The following is a 21015-nucleotide window of genomic DNA, read 5'->3' as shown; positions in this document are numbered from 1 at the left end:
TAACATGAGTCGTGATCCAAGGAGGTGAAACATGACGGGCACTAAGCTTTCTAACGCTCAGCGATTAAGAGATTCTCTTGAAGATGACATCATCAATGGCCGTCGTTTACCGGGAGAGCGCCTGGATCCAGAAGCCTTAGGGCGAGAGTTTCAGGTCTCGCGTACCCCGGTGCGCGAAGCCTTTCAGCAGCTGGTCGCCAGCGGCTTGGTCACCGTTTCGCCGAAGAAGGGCACCTTCGTTGCGAAAGTGGGAATTGATCAACTGATCGAGATGTTCGAGGTGATGGCGGAGTTAGAGGGTATGTGCGGCCGCTTGGCGGCACGGCGGATTACCGAAGCCGAACTGGCCGCGTTACGCGAAGCGCATCAGCGCTGCGAAGCAGCAGCGCTGGCTGGTGACAGCGACGAGTATTACTACGAAAACGAAGGGTTTCATGACTGTATCTACACCGCTAGCCACAACGCCTTTTTGGCCAGCGAAGCGCGTCAATTGAAGCAGCGCTTAAAGCCTTACCGACGGCTACAGCTGCAGGTGCGTCAACGGGTAAATAGCTCTCTCAGCGAGCATCAAGCCATCGTCGAGGCTATTGAGCGGGGCGACTCTGTGGCTGCTCAGCAAGCACTGAGCGACCATGTATTGATTCAGGGCGAGCGCTTTAGCGATTTCGTTTCCAGCGTACGCAGGATGGAGTCGCCATTAGAGATAGAGAGAACGGGCTGAGCCTAATGTATCGTTTTTGATAAAGATGTCCGAATCGGTGGAGTAATGGTCCTTGCCGACATCGGGCGTAGCGCTGACACTCTCTCATGCTTCTATATCCCGTTAGCGGAGAGAGACTGTGACTCGCCATGTTGTCCTATTTGCTTACCCTGACTGCCAACTGTTGGATGTCAGTGGCCCTTGGCAGGTGTTTGCCAGCGCCAATGCGTTAAGCCCTCAACCGCTCTATCAGTTGACGCTGGTCTCCGATGCCGTTGGCCCAGTAGCCACCAACAGCGGCTTAGCCGTGCATGCGACGCACAGCTACCACCAGCTTAAGCATTTACTGCCCCTGGATACGCTGTTGGTGGCGGGCGGCAGTGGCGTGATGCAGCAGCGTGACATAGCCGCTGTGAAACAGGTGCTGTGTGAGGTCGCCCCTGAGGTGAGACGGTTTGGATCTATCTGCTCTGGGGCATTTTTACTAGCCGCTGCAGGGCTGCTGGATGGCTGCCGCGTCACCACCCACTGGCGCCATGCAGTTCAATTGGCCGAAGAGTATCCCGCGCTAAGCGTTGAGCCTGATGCACTGTATATCGAAAGCAACGGCCGCTACACCAGCGCCGGTGTAACGGCAGGAATTGATTTGGCGCTGTCGCTGGTAGAGGCGGACCACGGTGCTGACCTAGCCGGACGAGTGGCGCGCGAGTTAGTGGTGTTTTTGCAGCGCCCAGGCGGGCAGTCACAGTTCAGCGAGATACTGCGCCACCAGCAAGAGGCGGGGCCGCTGCGCCGCCTGCTGGATCAACTCCATGCCGACCCCAGCGTAGATCACGGGCTTGAGAGTATGGCCGACCTAATGGCGGTCTCCCCGCGTCATTTAACCCGGCTGTTCAGGCGTTATCTGAATACTACGCCGGGTACTTACCTGACCCAACTACGCCTTGAACAAGCGCGCCTGGCGCTGCTCAATGAGCGCGAGCAGCTCTCCCTTGAGCGCCTAGCGCAACGCTGGCGGCTGGGCGGCGCAGAGCAGTTGCGCCGCCAGTTTCAGCGCTACTACGGCGTATCGCCCTCGGTCTATCGTCAACGCTTTGCCTCTTCCCATGCTGGCGCCACACAGGAGAACCTCTCATGCCTTTAACCGTCACTCTATTATCGCTCTGTCAGGCGTTGCTGGTTACTGGCAATGTCTTGTTGATCGCCGTGTCACCGCTGATAGGGGCGTCCTTGGCCCCTAGCGCGTCATGGTCGACAGCGCCTGTTGCTACCCAGTGGCTGGGGCTGATGTGCGCGACTATTCCGGCCTCACTAATCATGGCCAGGCTGGGGCGAAAGCGTGGCTTTATTCTGGGCAATATAGTGGGATTCGTAGGCGCACTGGTTGCCGTCCAGGCGCTGATGGGTGAGCACTTTGGACTGTTCTTACTGGCCACCTGGCTGATTGGTATCGGCATTGGCTTTGGTCAACTGTATCGCTTTGCCGCAGTAGAGGCCGCCCCGGCATTGATGCGTGACCGGGCGATTGGTCTGGTGATGGGCGGCGGTGTGCTGGCGGCGTTTGCAGGACCGTGGTTGGCCAGAGTGAGCCGTGAGCTGGGCGAGGTGCCGTTTCTGGGCAGTTTCGTGGGTTTAGCTGTGCTCTATGCGTTGGCATTAGCGGTATTGATGCTGACACGGTTACCGCCCGCTTCTCGCACCCACTGCGAAGGCAGCGCACTGCCGCTAGGGAAGATACTTCGCCAGCCCGGATTTATTGTCGCGGTGAGCGCGGCGATGGTCGGCTACGGTGTGATGAATCTGGCGATGACCGCCACACCGCTCGCCATGGAGGGAGCTGGCCACCACTTTAACCACGTTTCAATGACCATTCAGTGGCACGTGGTAGCGATGTTCTTGCCTTCCTTCTTTACTGGCCATTTGGCCACCCGCTTCGGCGCCAAACAAGTCATTGTGGCAGGTTGCCTGCTGCTGGTAGCCAGTGCTTTGGTTGCTCAGTGGGGAATCGGTTTAGTCGGTTTCAACGTAGCGCTGATTTTGTTGGGCTTGGGCTGGAACTTTACCTTCCTACCCGCCACCGGACTGCTCACTGAGAGCTACCGCCCGGTGGATAAAGCGCGCACCCAGGCCGCCAACGAGTTTCTAGTGTTTGGCACCGCGGCGGTGACCGCCTTGTTCGCTGGGCCTTTGGTTAGCGGCTTGGGCTGGGCGATGCTTAACCTACTATTAATCCCCGTCGCGCTGGTGCCCTTGGTGGTGCTGGTGTGGCAGCACCGAATCCGGCTGGCAAGCGCTTAAAAATCTCCCGGTGCGCACTGCAGGCAAGTAAGTCCGAGTGCGCGCCATTGGGCGACTACCGCGTCACGGTCATCCAGCACCAGCCAAGGCGCAAAGCCGTCGCTACGCATTTGATTGAGTAGCGCGGCTTTCACCTCTTCATCATCTACATGGTCATCGCCTTGCGGGCGCAGGTACATCGCATCAAAGGGAATGGTGTGGCGCTCTAGCCAGCGCTGGGTGTGCTCACGGTGGCTATCCGGACGGCCGCTGCAAATCACGATCTGCTGGCCTTGGGCCTTGAGGATCTTAACCAGTTTGGCCACCGCGTCGATCACCGGCGCTTCAGCCATATGGGCAAAAAAAGGATCCCACTGCTTGGCGGGGCCAAGAACCCACTCGTGTACGTCGGTGGGGTGGAATTCGGCAAGCGTGCCGTCAACATCAACAATCACTGCGGACATTATTAATTTCCTAAACGGTTAAATGGGCGGTAGGGCGCGTGGCCGTATGCGGTTGAAGCTCTAAGGTGTGATGGATGCGTAGCCGCTGTCCCAGACGTTGACGCCATTCGCTTAAACAATTGCCAGTCAGCGGGGTAAATAGCGGCACTACCTGAGCGGCAGCAAGCTGATCGGCAAGCGCTACTAGGTGGGAGGCGCGCAGATGCACATTCCAGCGTTGCCAGCTTATCTCGCCTGCGGCGAGTTGAACTTGGCGTTCAGGTGTTAGGTAACCGGTGTGCAGTAGCTGGTAATTGGGCCATTGGTCGGGCGTATCATTGCGGTCACTAACCAACTGCAGCGCTGGCTGCGAAGCATTCCGCCGTTCTAACAGTGCGCTAATCGCACTGTCGAGACCTGGGCGGCGTAAGTCGCTTGGCAGTGCTAGCAGTGCGGCGAGGTTATCGCGAATAATCGGGTCAATGGCGAAAGGGAACTGACGACGGTCGGCCTCTTCCGACAGCCACAGGGCCATTTCCAGGGCGCGCCCTGTTTCAGGCACCGGTAATACTAACGGCTGGTCAAGCTGCAGACGAATAGCCTGCACGCAGCTTTCCTGGGGTTGGTCATAGTTGCCATAGGAAGCGTCCAGCAGCGCCGTGCGTGCAGGTGGCGGTGTATCGAAAGGAAACAAGCGGGATTCAAAACAGGCATCGCCGCTGTAGAAAATGCCGCCATCCACGTCCAAGTGCAGCCAAACGCCGCCTAGCGAGTGCCCTGCTTGGCCGGTGGTCACCTTGATACCTTCGACCATAAGGCTTCCGCGTGCTGGCAAAGGCTGCCAAGCGCGGTGTTTAGGCAATGTGTTGGCGACTAAGGGCGTGCAGTAGAGCGGGATAGTATCGGGCAGTTCGGCAACGCCACCGATATGGTCAATATGGTCGTGGCTAATCAGAATAGCGTCTACGCCCAAGCCATCTGCCCAGGTGATAGGCTCCCCAGGGTGCAGCGCGCCTCCTGCGTCCAGCAGCAGCCGTTTGCCGTTGGTTTCGACCACGATAGCGGCTGGGCCTTTACCCCCCAGCCCGCTTAATAGATGAATACGAGTGCTCATTGGTCAGGCTCCAGACACCAGCCTTCCAATAGCCGCAGAGCGACTTGTTGGCCCTCTTCAAGCGCGTGGTGATGGTAAGCCAGCAAGGCTTCGCCGCTGGGCAGACGCAGGTGTAACTCGTAGCGTTCACCACGAAATGTTAACCGCTCGACGCGCCCGGTGAGGTCATGTTCATTGGGAGCCTGAGCGTCTACGCGAATATGCTCGGGGCGAACCAGGACGGGTTGACGTGCAGCTTGGGCGCGGGAGTTGTGTGCCGCAGCCAGCCCTTGCATCAGGGCACTTTCCGTTAGCCGCTGCCCTGGCGCGCCGTTGGCAATGGCCAACTGGCTACCTTGACCGATAAAGCTGGCCACCCATTCGCTGCGCGGTTGGCGATAAAGCGTTTCGGGCGTTGCCCACTGTACTAGCTCCCCATCGCGCATTACGGCAATGCGGTCCGCCATCGCCATGGCTTCACTTTGATCGTGAGTGACGTACACCATCGTCGCGCGGGTACGGCGGTGGAAATCCACAAAGCTGTGTTCCATGGAGGCACGCAGATTACGGTCTAGATTGGCCAGCGGCTCATCCAGCAGTACAACCGCAGGGTCGGTCACTAGACAGCGGGCTAGCGCGACCCGTTGGCGCTGACCACCGCTTAGCTCCTGTGGCGAACGCTGTGCATAGGGTTCCAAGGCTACCTGAGCCAGTGCATGAGCAACTCGGCGTTGATATTCACTGCCCTGAATGCGGCGCAGTTTGAGTGGGTAACCGACGTTGTCGGCCACGTTCATATGCGGCCAGAGCGCGTATGACTGAAACACCATCGCCATGTTGCGCTGCTCTGGTGGTACATGGTGATGGCGGCTGGCTAGCAGCGTATCGTTCAGGCGTATTTCGCCGCCAGTGACATTTTCGAACCCCGCCAGCATACGTAGCATGGTGGTTTTACCGCAGCCGCTGGGGCCCAGCAGTGCCACAAATTCCCCTGGTGCAATCTCTAGCGAGAGGTCATTGACCGCGCGATGGTCGCCAAACTGTTTGGTGACCTGTTGAATTGCTAGCCCTGCCATGGCACGACTCCTTTGGGTAAACGAGGGGCGAGCAGGCTGAGCGACAGCATCAGCGTGGCGACCATCAAGACCACCAGTACCGATACCGCCGATGCCAGCACGCTCTCACCGCCCTCATCAAGGTTAAAAATCAATACGCCCAGCGTTTCGTTGCCAGCGCTCCAAAGCAGTGCCGATACCGTCAGCTCGTTCACCGCCAGCAGGAAGACCAACAGCCCCCCGGCAAATAGCGATGGCGCAATCAGCGGCAGTACGATCGTGGTTAGCCGCCGCCACGGGCCTGCCCCTGCCAGTTGTGCGGCTTCTTCCAAGGAGGGATCAAGCTGGGCCAGGCTGGCGCTAACGGGTTTGAGGCATACCACTAAGAAACGCGCCAGATAGGCCACAAAGATCAGCCCGAGCGTGCCGTAGAGCGCAACGTTGATCAGCGGCAGAGGGCGTACGAACAGCAAAATGCAGGCGATCGCCAGCACCACACCAGGTAGTGCGTAGGGCAGTTCAATAGCGCTGAGCGTCAACTGCTGAAGGCGAGGTGGCAGCCGCTGCAGGCGATACGCTAGCGGTAGACTGCACAGCATAAGCACCAGCGCGGCACCGCCTGCTAGCCATAGGCTGTTGCGTACAGCGCGCCAGGTGGCGCCTTGGCGGCCAATCACTTCGTGATAGGCGTTTAACGTCACGCTATCGACGCTAAGGGGAACGCCCATGGCGGGCACCAATGAGCTGACCACCAGCGCTGCGAGTGGTGCGACGAGAATCACCAATAAAACGCCGACGAGTACGGTCGTCACCGCTGGCCGAAAGCGGCCCAGGGTAAAGTCATGAGAGCGACCGCTATGGCCGCCTAAGCCAAAGCGGCTGCGATTCATCCAGTACTGCTGTAAGGCAACGCCTGCCAGTGCCAGCACACCAATCAATAACGATAGCGCTGCCATTTCCGCCAGCACGCCAGTACCAAAGCTAGCCATACGCTGGTAGATCAGCGTCGGCAAAACGTAGTAGCCCGCTGGAATCCCCAGCATGGCAGGAATGCCGAAGTTGCCCAGGCTAGAAATAAACGCCATCGCCGCCCCGGCGATTAAACCGTGCCGAGTGACTGGCAAAATAATCTGCCCCCAGACTTGGGTCTGGCGAGCGCCGCTGATACGGGCCGCTTCGATAAGCTCGCGGGGGAGTGAGATCAGTGAGGTGCGCAGTGCTAAAAAGACCAGTGGTGCGCTTTGAATCCCCAGCAACAGAGCAATGCCTTCCGCTGAGTAGAGCGGCTGAGGGCTGCCCAGTGGCGGTGCCATACCAATGCTTTTCAGCAACGGGCTGGCGGGGCCGAACAGCTGTAGCCAGCTCAGCGCCGTCACTTGGGGAGGAATCATCATCGGCAGCATAAAGCAGAACACAAGCCACGCTTTGCCACGGATGTCGGTCAGCGTAATCACGAAGGCGAATAGGCTACCGAGCACCAGCGCAATCAACATGCCAAGGCCCGAGGTATACACACTGTGCCACAGCGCTCGCCAGGTACTCGCTGCGTTAAGCACCTTCCATAGCGGTGATTCGCTGCCCTGGCCAAGGTCACTAAGTGCCTCAGCCAGTAGCCGCAGGCTAGGCGCTAGGCTTAATAGCACCACCGTGAGTGTGATTAGGCTGAGCAGCCAGCGGTGCTGGCTGCCAACGTTAAGCGACGGTGTCATGGTTAGCCGCCAAACAGGTCGCTAAAGCGCTGCTTCAACGTCTCTTCCTGCTCCAATGCTTGCTCAATATTGATCGGCATTAGCTGGATAGCATCACGAGCGGGAAAGCCTTCAGGCGGTGCAACAGCCGGGTGGGCAGGTAGGTAGCCTTGCTGGCTGACGAGTTCTTGGCCTTGTTGGGAAAGCACGAAATCGACAAATTTCTGCGCGGCGTCCGGGTTGTTGGCACCCTGCATAATTGCGACAGGCTCGGTGACCGCACTAACGCCCTCTGCAGGGAAGACAAACTCAACCGGTGAACCCTTGGCGGCCTCGCGAATCGGCAGGAAATCCACCACGATACCGTAGGGCTTCGTGCCTGAGGCAACGGCATTGAACACGCCGCCATTCCCGCCCTGAGCTTCTGCACGATTAGCTTGCAGCGCCTCGTAGTAGCCCATTCCAAGGTCGGGGTTGTCGCTCAGCGCGGCCATATGAATCAGCGCTGCGCCGGAATAGAGCGGGCTTGGCATTGTTACCAGGCCTTCATAGTCAGGCCCCGTCAGATCTTGCCAACGCTGCGGCTGATGCTCGGCAGCGGTGTTATACACAATCCCTGTGGTGATCAGTTTGGTGCCGTAGAAGTAGCCTTCCGGATCGTATAGCGCCTCATCATAAGCCTCCCGCTCTGGGCTGAGGTAAGCCTGCAAATGGCCCTCTTGCTTGAGTGAGGTCATGGTCATGCTGTCAGCAATTAATAGTACGTCTGGGTTGCTGACACCCGCGGAAAGCTCTGAGCGTAGGCGAGTCATCAGGCGAGTGGTGCCATCGCGTACCCACTCCACCTCAATATCAGGATAGGCGGCCTGAAAGGCATCCACGGTTTGTTGGGCATCGCTATTCGGTTGGCTGGTATAGAGCACCAATTTGTCATCAGCCAGCAGTGACGACGATAGAGCAAAGCTTGCAAGCGTAACGGCAGTGCACAGTGAGCGCTTCAACATCGTAAAACCTCCAGTAGGTGAACACTGATCACACTACTGTCATCGCCTTACAACATCGTGACACTACGCTTTCGTTTGATGGCGGTAGGCTTTCGCCTGTCAAAAAAAGGCTTTCGTTACTAAGGTGGTCGCCAACGTGAAGAAAATAATGGGCTTAAACGAGCGCCGCCGTGCCGTGTTGGCGCAGGTGCGCCAGCAAGGTCGCCAGCCCCTGGAGTCGCTAGCTGGCCAGTTTGATGTGTCGATACAAACACTGCGTGGGGATGTTCGTGTCTTGGCTGAGCAAGGGCTGGTATTGCGTCGCCACGGGGAAGTGTTGCCATTTCCCGATCAGGAGAATATTGGCTACGATCAGCGCCAAATCGTTAATCAAGCGGGTAAGCGTCAGATTGCCCGCCAGGCCGCTTCGCTGGTTCAGCACCACCAATCGCTATTTTTAGGTACCGGAACCACGGTAGAGCAACTGGCTGACGCCTTACGCGATAAGCAAGGTCTGCAGATTATGACCAATAACCTGCACGCACTCATCAAACTGTGCACCATGGAATGCGAGCTGGTGGTAGCGGGTGGGCGGGTACGGCGCCGTGATCAAGATGTGATTGGCGGCGATGCCTGGCGCTTCTTTCAACGCTACCGGGTGGATGTCGGCATTGTCTCAGTGGGCGGCATGGACAGTGATGGCCATTTATATGACTACAATGATGACGAAGTTATGGCCCGCGAAGCGCTGCTATCCCATGCCGCCTATCGCATTCTGGTGCTGGATAAAACCAAATTCGACCTACCGCTGCGCTGTGCCGCTGGCCAGCTTGCTGACTATCATGCGGTGATTACTGATAGCCCGCTACCGGATAGGCTGCGCAGCCCTCTGGCCGCGAGAGGAGTGCGATTTTTAAGCTAACGATGAGACATCTTAAGCATCGTGATCAGTATCGGGTAACTGCTTGAAATAGACGTAGCGGTGTAAACGAATCGCTGGGCGTATCAAGAGCTGTACACTACCAAGCACAAATAGCCATACGCCGACGGTCAGTATCGTGCCGCTGTAAAAAAAGCAGATGCTGCCGATAGTAAACCAAATGCCAATCATGAAGTCGTTCATTATGCTTAGTACTTCATAACGACGGTGAACGATTAGCTCGCGATGACCAATAGTAAATGTCCAATCGTTTGTTGATGGGTCTTGCTGACGTTGCATCGTGCTCTCCTTGTCGTCGGTTGCTGGGCTAATCGTGTTATGACGGTTTCGCTACGCTTGCGTATGAAGGTGTTTGACAACCATTCCCCAGTGTGACAAATAAAAACGCATTTTTCGTGAGGAATAAAATGGTGGCACACGAACAGGCCTATCAAGCGTTAGAGGTAGATACTCTGGCCCAGCGGTTGGGGAGTGTCGAGGCAGTGGCAAGCCGAGTGGGCGCCAACCCTGAGCAGTGGCAGATTCGCGAAGTAGGGGATGGCAATCTCAACTTGGTGTTCATTGTATCGGGGAGTGCGGGAAGCGTGGTGGTAAAACAAGCGCTACCCTATGTGCGTATGGTCGGTGAGAGCTGGCCGCTGCCACTTTATCGCGCCCACTTTGAGTATTACGCCCTGGTACGCCAAGCCCAGCGTGCGCCGGGCATCGCCCCTGAGGTGTTCTATTTCGACAAGCCCCAAGCGCTGATTGTCATGGAGTACCTTTACCCGCACACGATTCTGCGTCGCAAACTGATCAGCGGTGAGCGGGTTGCTCAGCTTGGCGAAACCATCGGTGAATTCTGTGCGCGCATGGCGTTTCGTGGCTCGGAACTCTCCTTAAGCAGCACCGAGAAGAAAGCCGACGTGGGGCTGTTTTCAGGCAACGTGGCGATTCCTGCGATTACCGAATCCCTAGTGTTTACCGACCCCTATTATGGCGCCGAAATGAACCGCCATACGCCAGAGCTTTCGCCGGTAGTGGATGAACTGCGCCGTAATGCGCGCTTAAAAGCTAAAGTGCAGCGGTTGTTGATGAAGTTCACTGCGAACACGGAAACCATGTTGCACGGTGATTTGCACTCTGGGTCAATTATGGCCACCGAGTCGGATGTGCGGGTGATTGATCCCGAGTTTTCCCAGTATGGCCCAATGGCCTTTGACCTAGGCATGGCCGTTGCCAACTTCCTGATGGCCTATTTCAGCCAGCCCGCCCACCGCCAAGCCGATGAGCTTGATGCCTACCAAGCGTGGATTATTGACGTGATTGAAGCGTGCTTTACCCGCTTTGACGCTGAGTTCCGCCACCTGTGGCAAACCGAACGCACCGGCATTCTGTTCCCCAAGGCGCTATTTGAAGCGCAGGGAAACAGTGCCGATGACGCCTGCGATGCGCTGCTTGAAGAGATTCGCCTTGATGCACTGGCTTATTGCGGCATTGAAATGCATCGCCGCGTTTTATCGCTGGCCCATAACGCTGACTTTGAAGAGATCGAAGACACCGCGCTGCGTGCCAAGCTTGAAGCACGCAATGTGCTGATGGGCCAAACGCTGATTATGGAGCCGGAGGCTTACTGTGATTTTGCCGCGCTGGCGGAGCTTGCCAAGACGTATAACCAGCAAGAGGTGTTATAAACGCTTACCCCTCTCGATATAATGGACTTCTAGATAATGGCACTGTGGCTGATCCCGCCTCGGTGCCAACCTCGGCAACGCTGGCGCGTTGCTTCGCGGGTGCGCTGACGCTTACGCCGCGCTACATAATGAGCCCAACTCAACTATTGTTAAGCCCCGTAGCGCGGTGCAACGAATCTCGCGAGGGACGAGCGTATGAGGCACCCGCGGGCGGCGCTATCTCCCACGATTCACTACTTACGATTTACTATTCACTAATCAAAGCTGATCCAGGCGATCAAACTTCCCGGCGATATCGCCCGACGTTTCCCTGCGCTCAAACAGCACACTCACCTTGTTCACCTCAGCAGTAATCTGCTTAACGGCTTTATCTTGAATTTAGACCGCTAAAACCGTTGACGTTCAAAAGGGGACATAATAGTCTGTAGATAGACATATGTGTTCAAAATATGGTTGATCTATCCGACATATTAGGACGGAGATTATCCATGGCCGCATAGGCCCTGTCAGCAGGGTTATTGTCACGGAAAGCTGAGCGTGGAGAGGAGCGCTTATATTAAGAACAAAAAGCGTGGAGAGGAACGCTTATATGAACAATAAAAGAAACCCTTCGGTGCTCATTATTGGGGCAGGAGCAACGGGCATGCTATCGGCAATCCGGCTCCGCGAGTCTGGCATCACCGACATCACCATCATCGAAAAGTCCGACCGCGTCGGCGGTACATGGCGCGACAATACTTATCCTGGTGTCGCCTGCGATATTCCATCACATCATTACTGCTACTCCTTCGAACCCATTCCCTGGAAGCATCAGTGCGCAGTGGGCGAAGAACTGCAGGATTATATGGAGTACGTTGGTTGGAAATACGGGGTGACGGGAGCCGTCCGCTTCAATGAGATCGTGACCTCCTGTGTTTACGATGATCTGGGAAAATGGACCGTCAAAACGGATAAGGGCGCAATATTCGTTGTCGACTTTGTGATAGCGGCTACGGGGCTACTGCATCATCCTAGGTATCCTGAAATCGATGGATTGGAGGATTTTGAAGGCGCCAGCTGGCACACCGCCCGTTGGAATCATGATGTCGATCTGACTGGCAAGCGTATTGGCGTGATCGGAACTGGATCAACGTCGCATCAGGTGGTTCCCGAGCTGGTCAATGCAGGTCCGATGTCAGCGTTTTCCAGCGCACGCCGCAGTGGGTGTTTCCGTTCCCGAACGTGAAGTTCCCGGAGTGGCTGCGCAACCGCTGGCGGAAAAAGCCTGAGCGCATGCGGTTCTGGAAGTGGTGCTACAAAACCTTTATTGAGCAGTTCATTATCAAGGCCACCGTCGGAGCGCCTGTACAAGGTGCGCTAATGAGGGCCCTGGTGAAATCACATCTGCGCTTCGCAGTGCGGAACAAGAGCCTGCGACAGAAGTTGACGCCGGACTACGGTGTTGGATGCAAGCGACTGGTGGTGAATACTACCTTCTATCCCGCGATCCAGAAGCCCAATGCGCATCTGATTACTGACGGCATCACGCGGATCGAACCTAGAGGTGTGCGAACCGAGGATGGAAAGCTCCACGAGTTGGACGTGCTGGTGTTCTCCACCGGGTTTTACAACTTCAACTACATGCGCCCGATGGAAGTTGTCGGACGCGCTGGGCATACCATTGAAGATAGCTGGGGGGCAGGCCGATACCGCACCAGCCGAGCTGTTTTGATGGAGGATTTCCCCAACTATTTCTTGATGCTGGGCCCTGGTTCACCCGTTGGCAATAACTCGGTTATCAGTATCGCCGAGGAGCAAGTCGAATATGTGCTGAAGTTGATTAATCTCTGGCGCGATAAACAAGCGGATGAGATTGAGCCAACGCCTGAAGCAGTGCAGTCATTCACCAATTACATCAAAGATGGTCTCGAAGGCTCTGTCTGGGTGGCTGGTTGCCAGAGCTGGTACCTGGATGCCGACGGCGTTCCCGCCGTGTTTCCCTATCCTTGGGACAATTTCGTCAAATCCATGGCGTCCGTGAACACCGATGAACTAACGATGCGACTGTTCGAGGCATCAGAGGTGGCCCATGCAGTTTGACTATGTGATCGTTGGTGGAGGCTCGGCAGGCGCTGCTTTGGCCGCGCGCCTTTCACATAACCCCAATGTCAGTGTCTGCCTTCTGGAAGCTGGAGGCGATGGTAAGGCCCTTATGGTGAGGTTGCCTACTGGGGTGGTAACGCAGATGGCAAGCATCCCGCTAAGCAAAAATAATCGGATATTCGAAACCATCCCGCAACCTGGATTGAATGGGCGCAGGGGCTATCAGCCGCGTGGCAAAGGGCTAGGGGGGTCGTCAGCGATTAACGCGATGGTCTATACCCGCGGAAACCGTCGCGACTACGATGGCTGGGCGGAAATGGGCTGTAATGGCTGGTCCTATGACGAAGTACTGCCCTATTTCCGACGTTCTGAGAACAATGTACGCGGGGCGGATGCCTACCATGGTGGCGATGGGCCGCTCCATGTCAGCGATCCCGTTTCACCACGCCAAATCACAGAGGAATGGGTCCGTGCCGGAGAGGCCAATAACCTACCTCGGAACGATGACTTCAACGGGGAGCGCCAGAATGGGATCGGCACCTATCAGGTCAACCAATTCCACAATTCCAAGCGCGGCGAGCGCTGCTCAGCCGCGGCCGCCTATCTGCATCCGGTAATGCACCGACCGAACCTGACGGTCATCACAAACGCCTTCACCAAGAAGGTTCTGATAGAGGACAAACGCGCGACAGGCGTGCTTTACCAGCGCGGTAAGACGCAAGAGACGATCTTTGCGCGCAAAGAAGTGATTCTGTCCGCCGGCACTTTCCAGACGCCGCAACTGCTTATGCTCTCCGGGATCGGCCCGTCTGAGGACCTTTCCGAGCACGGGGTCGAGGTTGTCTATCATGCGCCAGAAGTGGGGAAGAACCTGCAGGACCATATCGACATGGTGCTTGCTTACCGGGTCAATACCACCGATGTGTTTGGCGTCGGCATTGCTGGCGGACTGCGACTGATCAAGTCCATATTTCAATGGAAGCGCGACGGACTGGGCATGCTTACCAGTAATTTCGCCGAAGGTGGAGCATTTTTCACTGTCGGCGAGGAGGGTGATGATTGGCCTGATACGCAGTTGCATTTCGCTATCGCTCGCATCGAAGATCATGGACGCCAGATCAGGCCAGGCTATGGTGTTTCCTGCCATGCCTGCATTTTGCGACCCCATAGCCGGGGCTCGGTGCGCCTGGGATCCCCTGATCCAATGGACTCGCCGCTGATCGACCCGCAATTTCTTTCCGATGAACGTGATGCCGCACTGCTGCTGAAAAGCGTGAAAAAGGTGATGGCGATTATGGAGACACCTCCGATTGCCAACAGGATCAGCAAAAACTTCACCACGGGTCACGTTAGAAGCGATGCTGAACTGCTAGATATCATCCACAACAAGGCCGATACGGTGTATCACCCGGTCGGTACCTGCCGGATGGGCAGCGATGTGGGTGCTGTTGTGGATCCCCGTCTCCGTGTGAATGGGGTGCAGGGGCTGCGCGTGGTCGATGCGTCGATCATGCCACGACTGATCAGCGCCAACACCAATGCGGCCACCATCATGATTGCAGAGAAAGCCGCCGATATGATCTTCGAGGATGCGGGGATTTTACCAACGAGCACAGCCAGCGGCCGGGGGAGGGCCGAGGCGTCCAACATGGGGAATACACCATGAAGCCAAGCACGCTTGACCAGCTTTTCGATTTCGCCGAACGCGCCGACTCCGGTCGCCCGGCCTTTCTCGATCTCAGTGGGCGTAGCCTGTCTGGCCCAGAATTCGCCCAGTTGACCCGCAGGACCGCCAATGGCCTGAAGTCGCTAAATGTGCATCAGGGCGCGGGTGTCGCGATATTGGGGCTCAACTCGGTCGAGACCTTTCAGACTCTTTGCGCCAGCGGTTTGGCCGGGTTGGTTGCCGTACCGCTGAACCTGCGCTGGTCACCGGACGAGCTGGTCTACGCGATTGAGGATGCGAACTGCGCAGTGTTGGCAGTCGAAGCGCCGTTCCTGCCATTGGCTGAGGCGATACAAGCCAAGACCGACGTCGTTCAGGAAATCATCCTTATGGGGCCGGGCGAGGAGCCCGAAGGTATCAGGCCGCTGGCCGAGGTCACCGGCGAGCCGGTGGTGCTGGAGCTTGATCGCGATCCGGACAAGGAGGTGCTTATCCTCTATACCGGTGGTACGACCGGCAGGTCCAAAGGTGTGATCCATACCCATAAAACATTGATGGCGGCGGCTGAAATCAGTGTTCAGGCTGATTTCCCTGGTGCTGCGAGAGCCTATCTAAGCGGCTTTCCATTCTTCCATATTGCTGGCGTCGTACCGGCGTTCGCGCGCTTGGCACAGCGGTCGACCAGTTTCCTCGTTCCGAAATTTCAACCCGACCTGATCATTACCGCGGTCAACAACTTCGGCGTTGATGAATTGGGGCTCGCGCCAACGATGATGCAAATGCTGATTTCGGACGAGGCTTTCGACCCAGGGGACTTTTCTGGTGTAAAGCGTATTCTCTATGGTGCCTCACCGATCACTCAGGGGTTAATGGCGCAGCTACTTGCGAATTTTCCCAATGCTGGCTTTACACAGGGCTATGGCATGACGGAGGCGGGAATCTGTGCTTTTCTCGGCACCCAGTTCCACGTCGGCGACCTGGCCAGAATCCACGCCGCAGGCCAACCCGGTTCGCCCGCGGTGCGTATCCAGATCGAAGATGAGTCGGGTTGTGAACTACCTCGGGGCGACGCAGGCGAAATCGTCATCTACAGCCCCGCCATCATGGCGCGCTATCAAAATAATCCGCAAGCCACAGCGCAGGCGATCCGCAATGGTGGGCTGCGAACAGGGGATTTGGGCTATGTGGATGAGATGGGCGTGCTTTACCTGAAAGACCGCATCAAGGACATGATTATCACCGGTGGCGAAAACGTCTACTCCGTCGAAGTGGAAAGCGCATTATCCACCCATCCGGATGTCGCCCAGGTCGCCGTTATCGGCGTGCCGGATGAAAAATGGGGTGAGGCGGTGCACGCCGTTATTGTCCCGGTAGGCGAAAAAGCGCCAGCCTTGGAGCATCTTCAGGCGCACGCGAGGGAGAGAATTGCGGGATACAAATGTCCACGCTCGATCTCTATCGTCGAGGAATTACCGCTGTCGCCAATGAACAAGGTACTCAAGCATGAGCTGCGTGCGCGGCATCTGAAAACGCTCGAAGCTGAATCGAAATGAGCCTGCCGAAAGGAGACAGCATGGTATCCCTTGCCCAGCGTGTGGTGAATTTCCGCGCACGATATCTCGAAAAGCCCTTGGTCGCATGCGTGCGCAGTCAGCCATTGCTCCGCCGAGCGTCAGGCCTCTACGCGCGTTTTGCCTACAAGACCTATTCCGACATGCAGTTTACGCCGACGAACCTTTGGGCTGCCGGTGCTTCGGTTCCAGCCCTGTGGTGCGATCAGGGAACACCGCGGTTCGATGGGGTGATCCTCTATCTGCATGGGGGTGCCTTTACCGTTGGCGGTGCTGCGACCCACAAGCATCTAGCGGCGCGACTAGCGGGTGTCTGCGGCCTGCGCGCAATACTGCCAGAGTATCGCTTGGCGCCCGAGCACCCTTTCCCGGCCGCGCTTGACGATACGTTGACCGCCTATCGTGCCCTATTGGATAGAGGCTATGACGGCGACCAGATCGTGCTGGCCGGGGACAGTGCGGGCGCTGGGTTAGTCTATTCATCGCTTCAGCACATCTTGTCCAAGGGCCTTCCGAGGCCGCGCTGCGTGGTCGCTATCAGTCCCTTCGTGGATATGGAGCTCAGCGGTGAGTCCTTCACCACCAATCGCAAGTCCGAGTTAATGTTGCCGATGTCCTGGATTAAACGCGCCGGAAAGATGTATCTGGCCGGTACCGATCCGGCGGACCCGCGCGTGTCACCGCTGAGGGGGGAATTCGAAGGCGCGCCACCGAGCCTTATCCTGGTAGGGGCTGGGGAAGTGTTGCGTGACGACAGCCACCGCATGGTCGATCGCCTGCGCGAAGCCGGGGCTACTGCGGAGCTGTTCGAACAGCCCGACGTGCCGCATATCTGGCCCACGAATCTGGGTCGTTCGCCCGAGGCAGACGCGGCAATTGATCGTATCGCTGCCTTTGTGAGATTACATTTTAACGCGCCTGATGCGTGAATGGAGGCAACAGCCATGCAAGATACCATCCACTGCATGCAGGAACGGTTTCGCGTAATGCAGCAAGCGCACCTGTCCGAACCGAATCCTGATTATGCGACGCGCAGGGATCGGCTGAAGCGGCTTGAGTTGGCGCTGCATCGTTTCTCCGAACCACTCATGGCTGCAATGAAAGAGGATTTCAGCCACCGCAGCAGCAGTGAAGCAGCCGCGTTCGACGTGACAGTGCCGATTGGCGATGTTCGTATGAATAAGCGCCATCTTCGCCACTGGATGCGCCCACGTCGATACGCCACACCCAAGCATCTGCTGCCGGGGCGAGGGCGTGTGATACCGCAACCCAAAGGCGTGGTGGGCGTTATTTCGCCGTGGAACTTCCCCGTCTATCTGGCGACTGGCCCGATGACTGCGGCGATCGCAGCAGGCAATCGTGTGATGTTGAAGCCTTCTGAACTGACGCCGTGCACCTCCGATGTGCTGAAAGAAATGATCAATGAAGTGTTCGACCCAAGCGAAGTTGAGGTGGTGCTTGGCGGCCCTGACGTGGCGGCGGCTTTCTCTGAACTGCCTTTTGGTCATCTATTGTTCACCGGTTCGACCCAGGTGGGGCGCAAGGTCGCCGAGACGGCGGCGCGCAACCTGACCCCGGTGACACTAGAGCTCGGCGGCAAATCCCCGGCGATTATCGGCCAACACGCTGATCTGGCCTATGCGGCCAAGCGCATCGCCTTCGGCAAGACCGTCAATGCCGGGCAAGTCTGCGTGGCTCCCGATTACGCGCTCGTGCCGCGCGACCTAGTGGATAGCTTTGCCAGCAAGCTCGTTGCGGTGATCAATGAATTCTTCCCGGATGTGGCGCAATCCGATGACTACACCGCGATTATCTCAGCCCGTCACCAGCAACGCCTTCAGGGAATGATCGAGGAAGCCCAGGCACGTGGCGTTAGAGTAATTCGTGTGGGTGATACCCGCCAGACGACAACCCGCAAGGAGGCCCCGGCGCTGTTGATTGACCCGCCGCTGGACATCCGAGCAATGCAGGAGGAGATTTTTGGCCCAGTCCTGCCGATCATTCCCTATGATTCGCAGGACGAGGCCATGCGCTTCGTTGCCGCGCGGCCATCGCCTTTGGCGCTATATATTTTCACCGACAACAAAGCTGAACGCGATGCGTGGGTGACGCGAAGCCTGTCCGGCGGGGCCTGCGTGAACGAGACCATGATGCACGTTGCGGTAGATACCATGCCCTTTGGCGGGGTGGGGGAGTCCGGCATGGGGGCGTATCACGGCAAGACGGGCTTCGACACCTTCAGCCACCTGAAGTCCGTTCTTTACCAACCCAAGCTGAACACCAGCTTTATTTTCAATCCACCGATGCGTCCCTACAAGCAGTTAGCTGGCAAGCTGCTGAGAAAGATTATCTGAGAAGTGTATCGAGCGCGATAGCGCGTCGCGAATCCCTGGCGGCATATGGGCGACACTGAGGAACCGCAAATGCAAACAAATAATGAAAAAATGACAACCGCGCAGGCGATCGAGCTTTTCGACAGCCTGCCACCAGCAAAGGCTGATCAGATGATCGGGCGTTGGCGAGGGGAAGGAATCGACACTGACCATCCCAGAGATGGGCTGCTGGAAGCCTCCTATTGGCATGGGAAAGACTTCCAGAGCAACGAAGCGGTATATCCCCTGATCCACACGCTTCCGGTCTGGGGGCGGGTTGCCGTCAACCCGGCAATGATACCCATGACGCTGGTGGAGGTGCTGCCGCTTCGCGATTGGATTACACCCGTGCTTTTCCCGATTATCTATCCGTTGATGCGGACGTCAAAGCCGAAAGCACGTCTTCGCACGATCGAGTTTCGCGGCCGACCTTATGCGGCGATGCTGTATGATGCGAAACCCATCCACGACATTTTTGCCCAGCTTGATGCCGACACTGTGATGGGCTGGATGGACTTTCGCGGGATGGATCAGCCCTATTTCTTCAAGCTGCACCGCGAGGCCTGAGGTTCTGTAGCTCTGTTTGATCTTGGCGAAGCTGCTCAGGACCTTCACAGGTGGCTGGGCAGTTCCTTTCTCGCGATATTGCGAGCTTCATCGGTTGGCAGCCCCAGAGCACGCAATTGCCAGAAAACCAATTCTTCTCCAGCGTCTCGCCAGGTCTTCTTGCCGTTTAAAACGAGGATCATCAAGGAGAAAGTCGCCCCAGCCGCCTGAGTCAGAAACGCCTCCACCTCGGCGGGCTCCAGTTCGAACCGGCCTTGTTTTATGCCGCGCAGCATCGCCGTCGTGGGAACACCACGCCAGAAGCTGTTTAACTCGGCATTGGAAATAGCGAACTGGACCAGAAAGCGCCCCCACACGGGTTCGTCCATGATGCGTTGTAGAGGGGCACGTAGCGTGATGCTGAACTGCTCGGCCGGATCTTCAATCCCGGTGAGCCGCTTGTGGATCCGCTCATTCATCTCCTCGACCACACGTATAGCAACCTGATCGAACAGGCGCTCGGGGTCGGAAAGGTTATTGTAGACCGTACCGCGAACAACGCCGGCTTCTTTGGCAAGTTCGCTCACATTGAGTTGCTGGCTGCCTGTTTCCGCGAAGAGCTTAAGGGCGGCATTATGAAGTCGCTGCTGAACTCTATTCATCATGCATCATCCATTGACGTTTATCCATTGTTTATCAGATGAGGGTAATTATGAACACTTTATAAAAAATATGGTCATTATCGTCCAAAGTCTAGTGGGTTGTTCAAAAAAATCCAATCTGGCCAGCTTCAGGTTCGGCCAGATTGGACGTGGTAAGGGTCGCGGAGCGTTAATTTACCAACTTACTGCGAGATCAGAAGTGGTAGCCGATCTGCATGCCAACCGCTATGGCGCTGTCGCCGTCAAAGTCTCCGACAGGGCCGGTGGTACCCTTAAGATCGAAGTAGTCTGCCATTGCGGTGATGCGTAGCTTGTCGCGCTGATAACTTGCTCCCAGCCCCACGCCGCGTACGCCATTGTAAGGGCTGAAGATCACCTGCTCATCGTCACTGGCGGCTTCATAAGTGAAGCGCACAAGGCCGCTCCAGGTGTTATTGAACTTCTGCGCCACCCCCAGTCTGTAGGTGGTGGTATCATCTTCAAGGGCCAGAATTGACGATCCATCTGCGGAAAATATCGGAGGGCTGATATCATACCCATCCCATTTGGTATGGCGAATGCTACCGAATAGCAGGGTTGACTGGCTGACTGGTGCCCGGAAATCGAGGGTGTAGGACTCGGGCCACACAATATCGAACGCTCCTGAGTTGATGCCGCTCTCTGTCGCCTCCAGCGAGTGGGTGATGCTGGAGTGATAGGTCAATGCGACTAGCGTGTGATACTCAGGGATCTCGAAGGCAGCGCCCACTACATACCCCAGGTCGGTCTCTGTGCTGGTATCCAGAGAGTAGCCGAAGAGTGGGAAGGACGCATCAGCTTTCATTTGCTGAATCCGCGGCCCAGCATAGACGCTGTAGCGATCATTGAACTTGTAGCGTGCAGCAAAGGTCAGTGCCTGACTGTCTAGATTAGCGTCCAGCCCGCTGAACAGGCCGGCACCGTACTTACTTTGACCATAGAACGGCTGATCCCATAGGACGGCGAGCGACAAGCGTTCTGTCGCATCGGTCTTCAAAGCGCCTTTGTAGGTAAAGAACCTCTCGCTAATCTTGCCGGTAGGCTGGCCAGACACATCGGTCCCGGAGATATCCGTGTTGATACTGGCAACGGAAAGCTCGGCATAGATACCTTGTTCGAACAGGGGCAATATCGGTTGGCCACTTAAATCAAGCCCCCCGGCTGATGCGCTGCTGGCGGTGAGTGCCAAGAAGGCAGCTCCTCCAAGTTTATTCATTTTTGGTTTATTTGTTATTGTCATGTTTCC

At 56.8% G+C, this 21015-nt stretch carries 20 protein-coding genes; 12 read left to right on the top strand and 8 right to left on the bottom strand.

Annotation, left to right across the window (positions count from 1 at the left end; translation table 11 throughout):
- Window positions 1–31 precede the first annotated feature (31 nt).
- The 3 genes from NF683_RS03995 (at window position 32) to NF683_RS03985 (ending at window position 2998) form a co-directional block, all read left to right on the top strand.
- On the top strand, window positions 32–721 hold the full coding sequence (locus tag NF683_RS03995; RefSeq protein ID WP_089040677.1) for a GntR family transcriptional regulator: 690 nt from the start codon (window positions 32–34) through the stop codon (window positions 719–721).
- Window positions 722–839: 118 nt separating this feature from the next.
- A complete protein-coding gene (locus NF683_RS03990) occupies window positions 840–1844 on the top strand; it encodes a GlxA family transcriptional regulator (RefSeq protein WP_253921314.1) in 1005 nt (334 codons plus the stop codon).
- A complete protein-coding gene (locus tag NF683_RS03985; RefSeq protein WP_193060079.1) occupies window positions 1835–2998 on the top strand; it encodes an MFS transporter in 1164 nt (387 codons plus the stop codon). Before NF683_RS03990 ends, NF683_RS03985 begins: the two co-directional genes overlap by 10 nt.
- Here the strand turns inward: NF683_RS03985 and NF683_RS03980 are convergent.
- Genes NF683_RS03980 through NF683_RS03960 form a run of 5 tightly spaced genes read right to left on the bottom strand, consistent with a single transcriptional unit; the run spans window position 2995 to window position 8260 of the window.
- Window positions 2995–3441 (bottom strand): phosphatase domain-containing protein, encoded by a 447-nt coding sequence (locus NF683_RS03980; RefSeq protein ID WP_089040680.1) that lies wholly within the window; start codon window positions 3439–3441, stop codon window positions 2995–2997. The genes NF683_RS03985 and NF683_RS03980 overlap by 4 nt on opposite strands.
- 10 nt (window positions 3442–3451) lie before the next feature.
- On the bottom strand, window positions 3452–4534 hold the full coding sequence (locus tag NF683_RS03975; RefSeq protein WP_253921313.1) for an MBL fold metallo-hydrolase: 1083 nt from the start codon (window positions 4532–4534) through the stop codon (window positions 3452–3454).
- The gene (locus NF683_RS03970) at window positions 4531–5589 is read right to left on the bottom strand and encodes an ABC transporter ATP-binding protein (RefSeq protein WP_253921312.1); all 1059 of its coding nucleotides are present in this window, start codon (window positions 5587–5589) and stop codon (window positions 4531–4533) included. The genes NF683_RS03975 and NF683_RS03970 overlap by 4 nt, the downstream gene beginning before the upstream one ends.
- Window positions 5577–7277, bottom strand: a complete 1701-nt coding sequence (locus tag NF683_RS03965; protein WP_253921311.1) for an ABC transporter permease — start codon at window positions 7275–7277, stop codon at window positions 5577–5579. The genes NF683_RS03970 and NF683_RS03965 overlap by 13 nt, the downstream gene beginning before the upstream one ends.
- A gap of 2 nt (window positions 7278–7279) precedes the next feature.
- Window positions 7280–8260 carry an ABC transporter substrate-binding protein gene (locus NF683_RS03960; protein WP_193060082.1) on the bottom strand — a complete coding sequence of 327 codons (981 nt, stop codon included), beginning with the start codon at window positions 8258–8260 and terminating at the stop codon, window positions 7280–7282.
- A gap of 148 nt (window positions 8261–8408) precedes the next feature.
- Here NF683_RS03960 and NF683_RS03955 point away from each other — a divergent pair, with 148 nt between their 5' ends.
- A complete protein-coding gene (locus NF683_RS03955) occupies window positions 8409–9161 on the top strand; it encodes a DeoR/GlpR family DNA-binding transcription regulator (protein ID WP_089040685.1) in 753 nt (250 codons plus the stop codon).
- Window positions 9162–9173: 12 nt separating this feature from the next.
- Here the strand turns inward: NF683_RS03955 and NF683_RS03950 are convergent, their stop codons facing one another.
- Complete coding sequence (locus NF683_RS03950; RefSeq protein WP_089040686.1) at window positions 9174–9458, bottom strand: YrhK family protein; 285 nt, start codon at window positions 9456–9458, stop codon at window positions 9174–9176.
- Between the two features lie 128 nt (window positions 9459–9586).
- Here NF683_RS03950 and mtnK point away from each other — a divergent pair, with 128 nt between their 5' ends.
- From mtnK to NF683_RS03910, 8 genes are all read left to right on the top strand, one after another.
- Window positions 9587–10852 carry an S-methyl-5-thioribose kinase gene (gene mtnK / locus NF683_RS03945; protein ID WP_253921310.1) on the top strand — a complete coding sequence of 422 codons (1266 nt, stop codon included), beginning with the start codon at window positions 9587–9589 and terminating at the stop codon, window positions 10850–10852.
- A gap of 589 nt (window positions 10853–11441) precedes the next feature.
- Window positions 11442–12077: a flavin-containing monooxygenase gene (locus NF683_RS03940; protein ID WP_253921309.1), complete on the top strand. Its 636-nt coding sequence runs from the start codon at window positions 11442–11444 to the stop codon at window positions 12075–12077.
- Window positions 12074–12931, top strand: coding sequence for a flavin-containing monooxygenase (locus NF683_RS03935; protein ID WP_253921308.1), 858 nt, complete (start codon window positions 12074–12076; stop codon window positions 12929–12931). Before NF683_RS03940 ends, NF683_RS03935 begins: the two co-directional genes overlap by 4 nt.
- A complete protein-coding gene (locus tag NF683_RS03930) occupies window positions 12921–14600 on the top strand; it encodes a GMC family oxidoreductase (protein WP_089040687.1) in 1680 nt (559 codons plus the stop codon). The genes NF683_RS03935 and NF683_RS03930 overlap by 11 nt, the downstream gene beginning before the upstream one ends.
- Window positions 14597–16153, top strand: coding sequence for a class I adenylate-forming enzyme family protein (locus tag NF683_RS03925; protein ID WP_089040688.1), 1557 nt, complete (start codon window positions 14597–14599; stop codon window positions 16151–16153). Before NF683_RS03930 ends, NF683_RS03925 begins: the two co-directional genes overlap by 4 nt.
- A 20-nt stretch (window positions 16154–16173) precedes the next feature.
- Entirely contained in the window at window positions 16174–17100 is a 927-nt protein-coding gene (locus NF683_RS03920) for an alpha/beta hydrolase (protein WP_157698068.1), read from the top strand.
- A 15-nt stretch (window positions 17101–17115) separates the two neighbouring features.
- A complete protein-coding gene (locus tag NF683_RS03915) occupies window positions 17116–18525 on the top strand; it encodes a coniferyl aldehyde dehydrogenase (RefSeq protein WP_089040690.1) in 1410 nt (469 codons plus the stop codon).
- 69 nt (window positions 18526–18594) lie between these two features.
- Entirely contained in the window at window positions 18595–19110 is a 516-nt protein-coding gene (locus NF683_RS03910) for a DUF4334 domain-containing protein (RefSeq protein ID WP_198361412.1), read from the top strand.
- A gap of 44 nt (window positions 19111–19154) precedes the next feature.
- Here NF683_RS03910 and NF683_RS03905 read toward each other — a convergent pair whose 3' ends face one another.
- On the bottom strand, window positions 19155–19754 hold the full coding sequence (locus NF683_RS03905; protein WP_089040692.1) for a TetR/AcrR family transcriptional regulator: 600 nt from the start codon (window positions 19752–19754) through the stop codon (window positions 19155–19157).
- 190 nt (window positions 19755–19944) lie between these two features.
- Window positions 19945–21009, bottom strand: a complete 1065-nt coding sequence (locus NF683_RS03900) for an OmpP1/FadL family transporter (RefSeq protein WP_157698069.1) — start codon at window positions 21007–21009, stop codon at window positions 19945–19947.
- Window positions 21010–21015: the final 6 nt, after the last annotated feature.

Source organism: Halomonas sp. MS1 (genome assembly GCF_024182575.1).
Classification (GTDB): domain Bacteria; phylum Pseudomonadota; class Gammaproteobacteria; order Pseudomonadales; family Halomonadaceae; genus Vreelandella.
The sequence above is the reverse complement of the archived record's forward strand: the minus strand, read 5'-3'. Positions and strand labels throughout refer to the sequence as shown.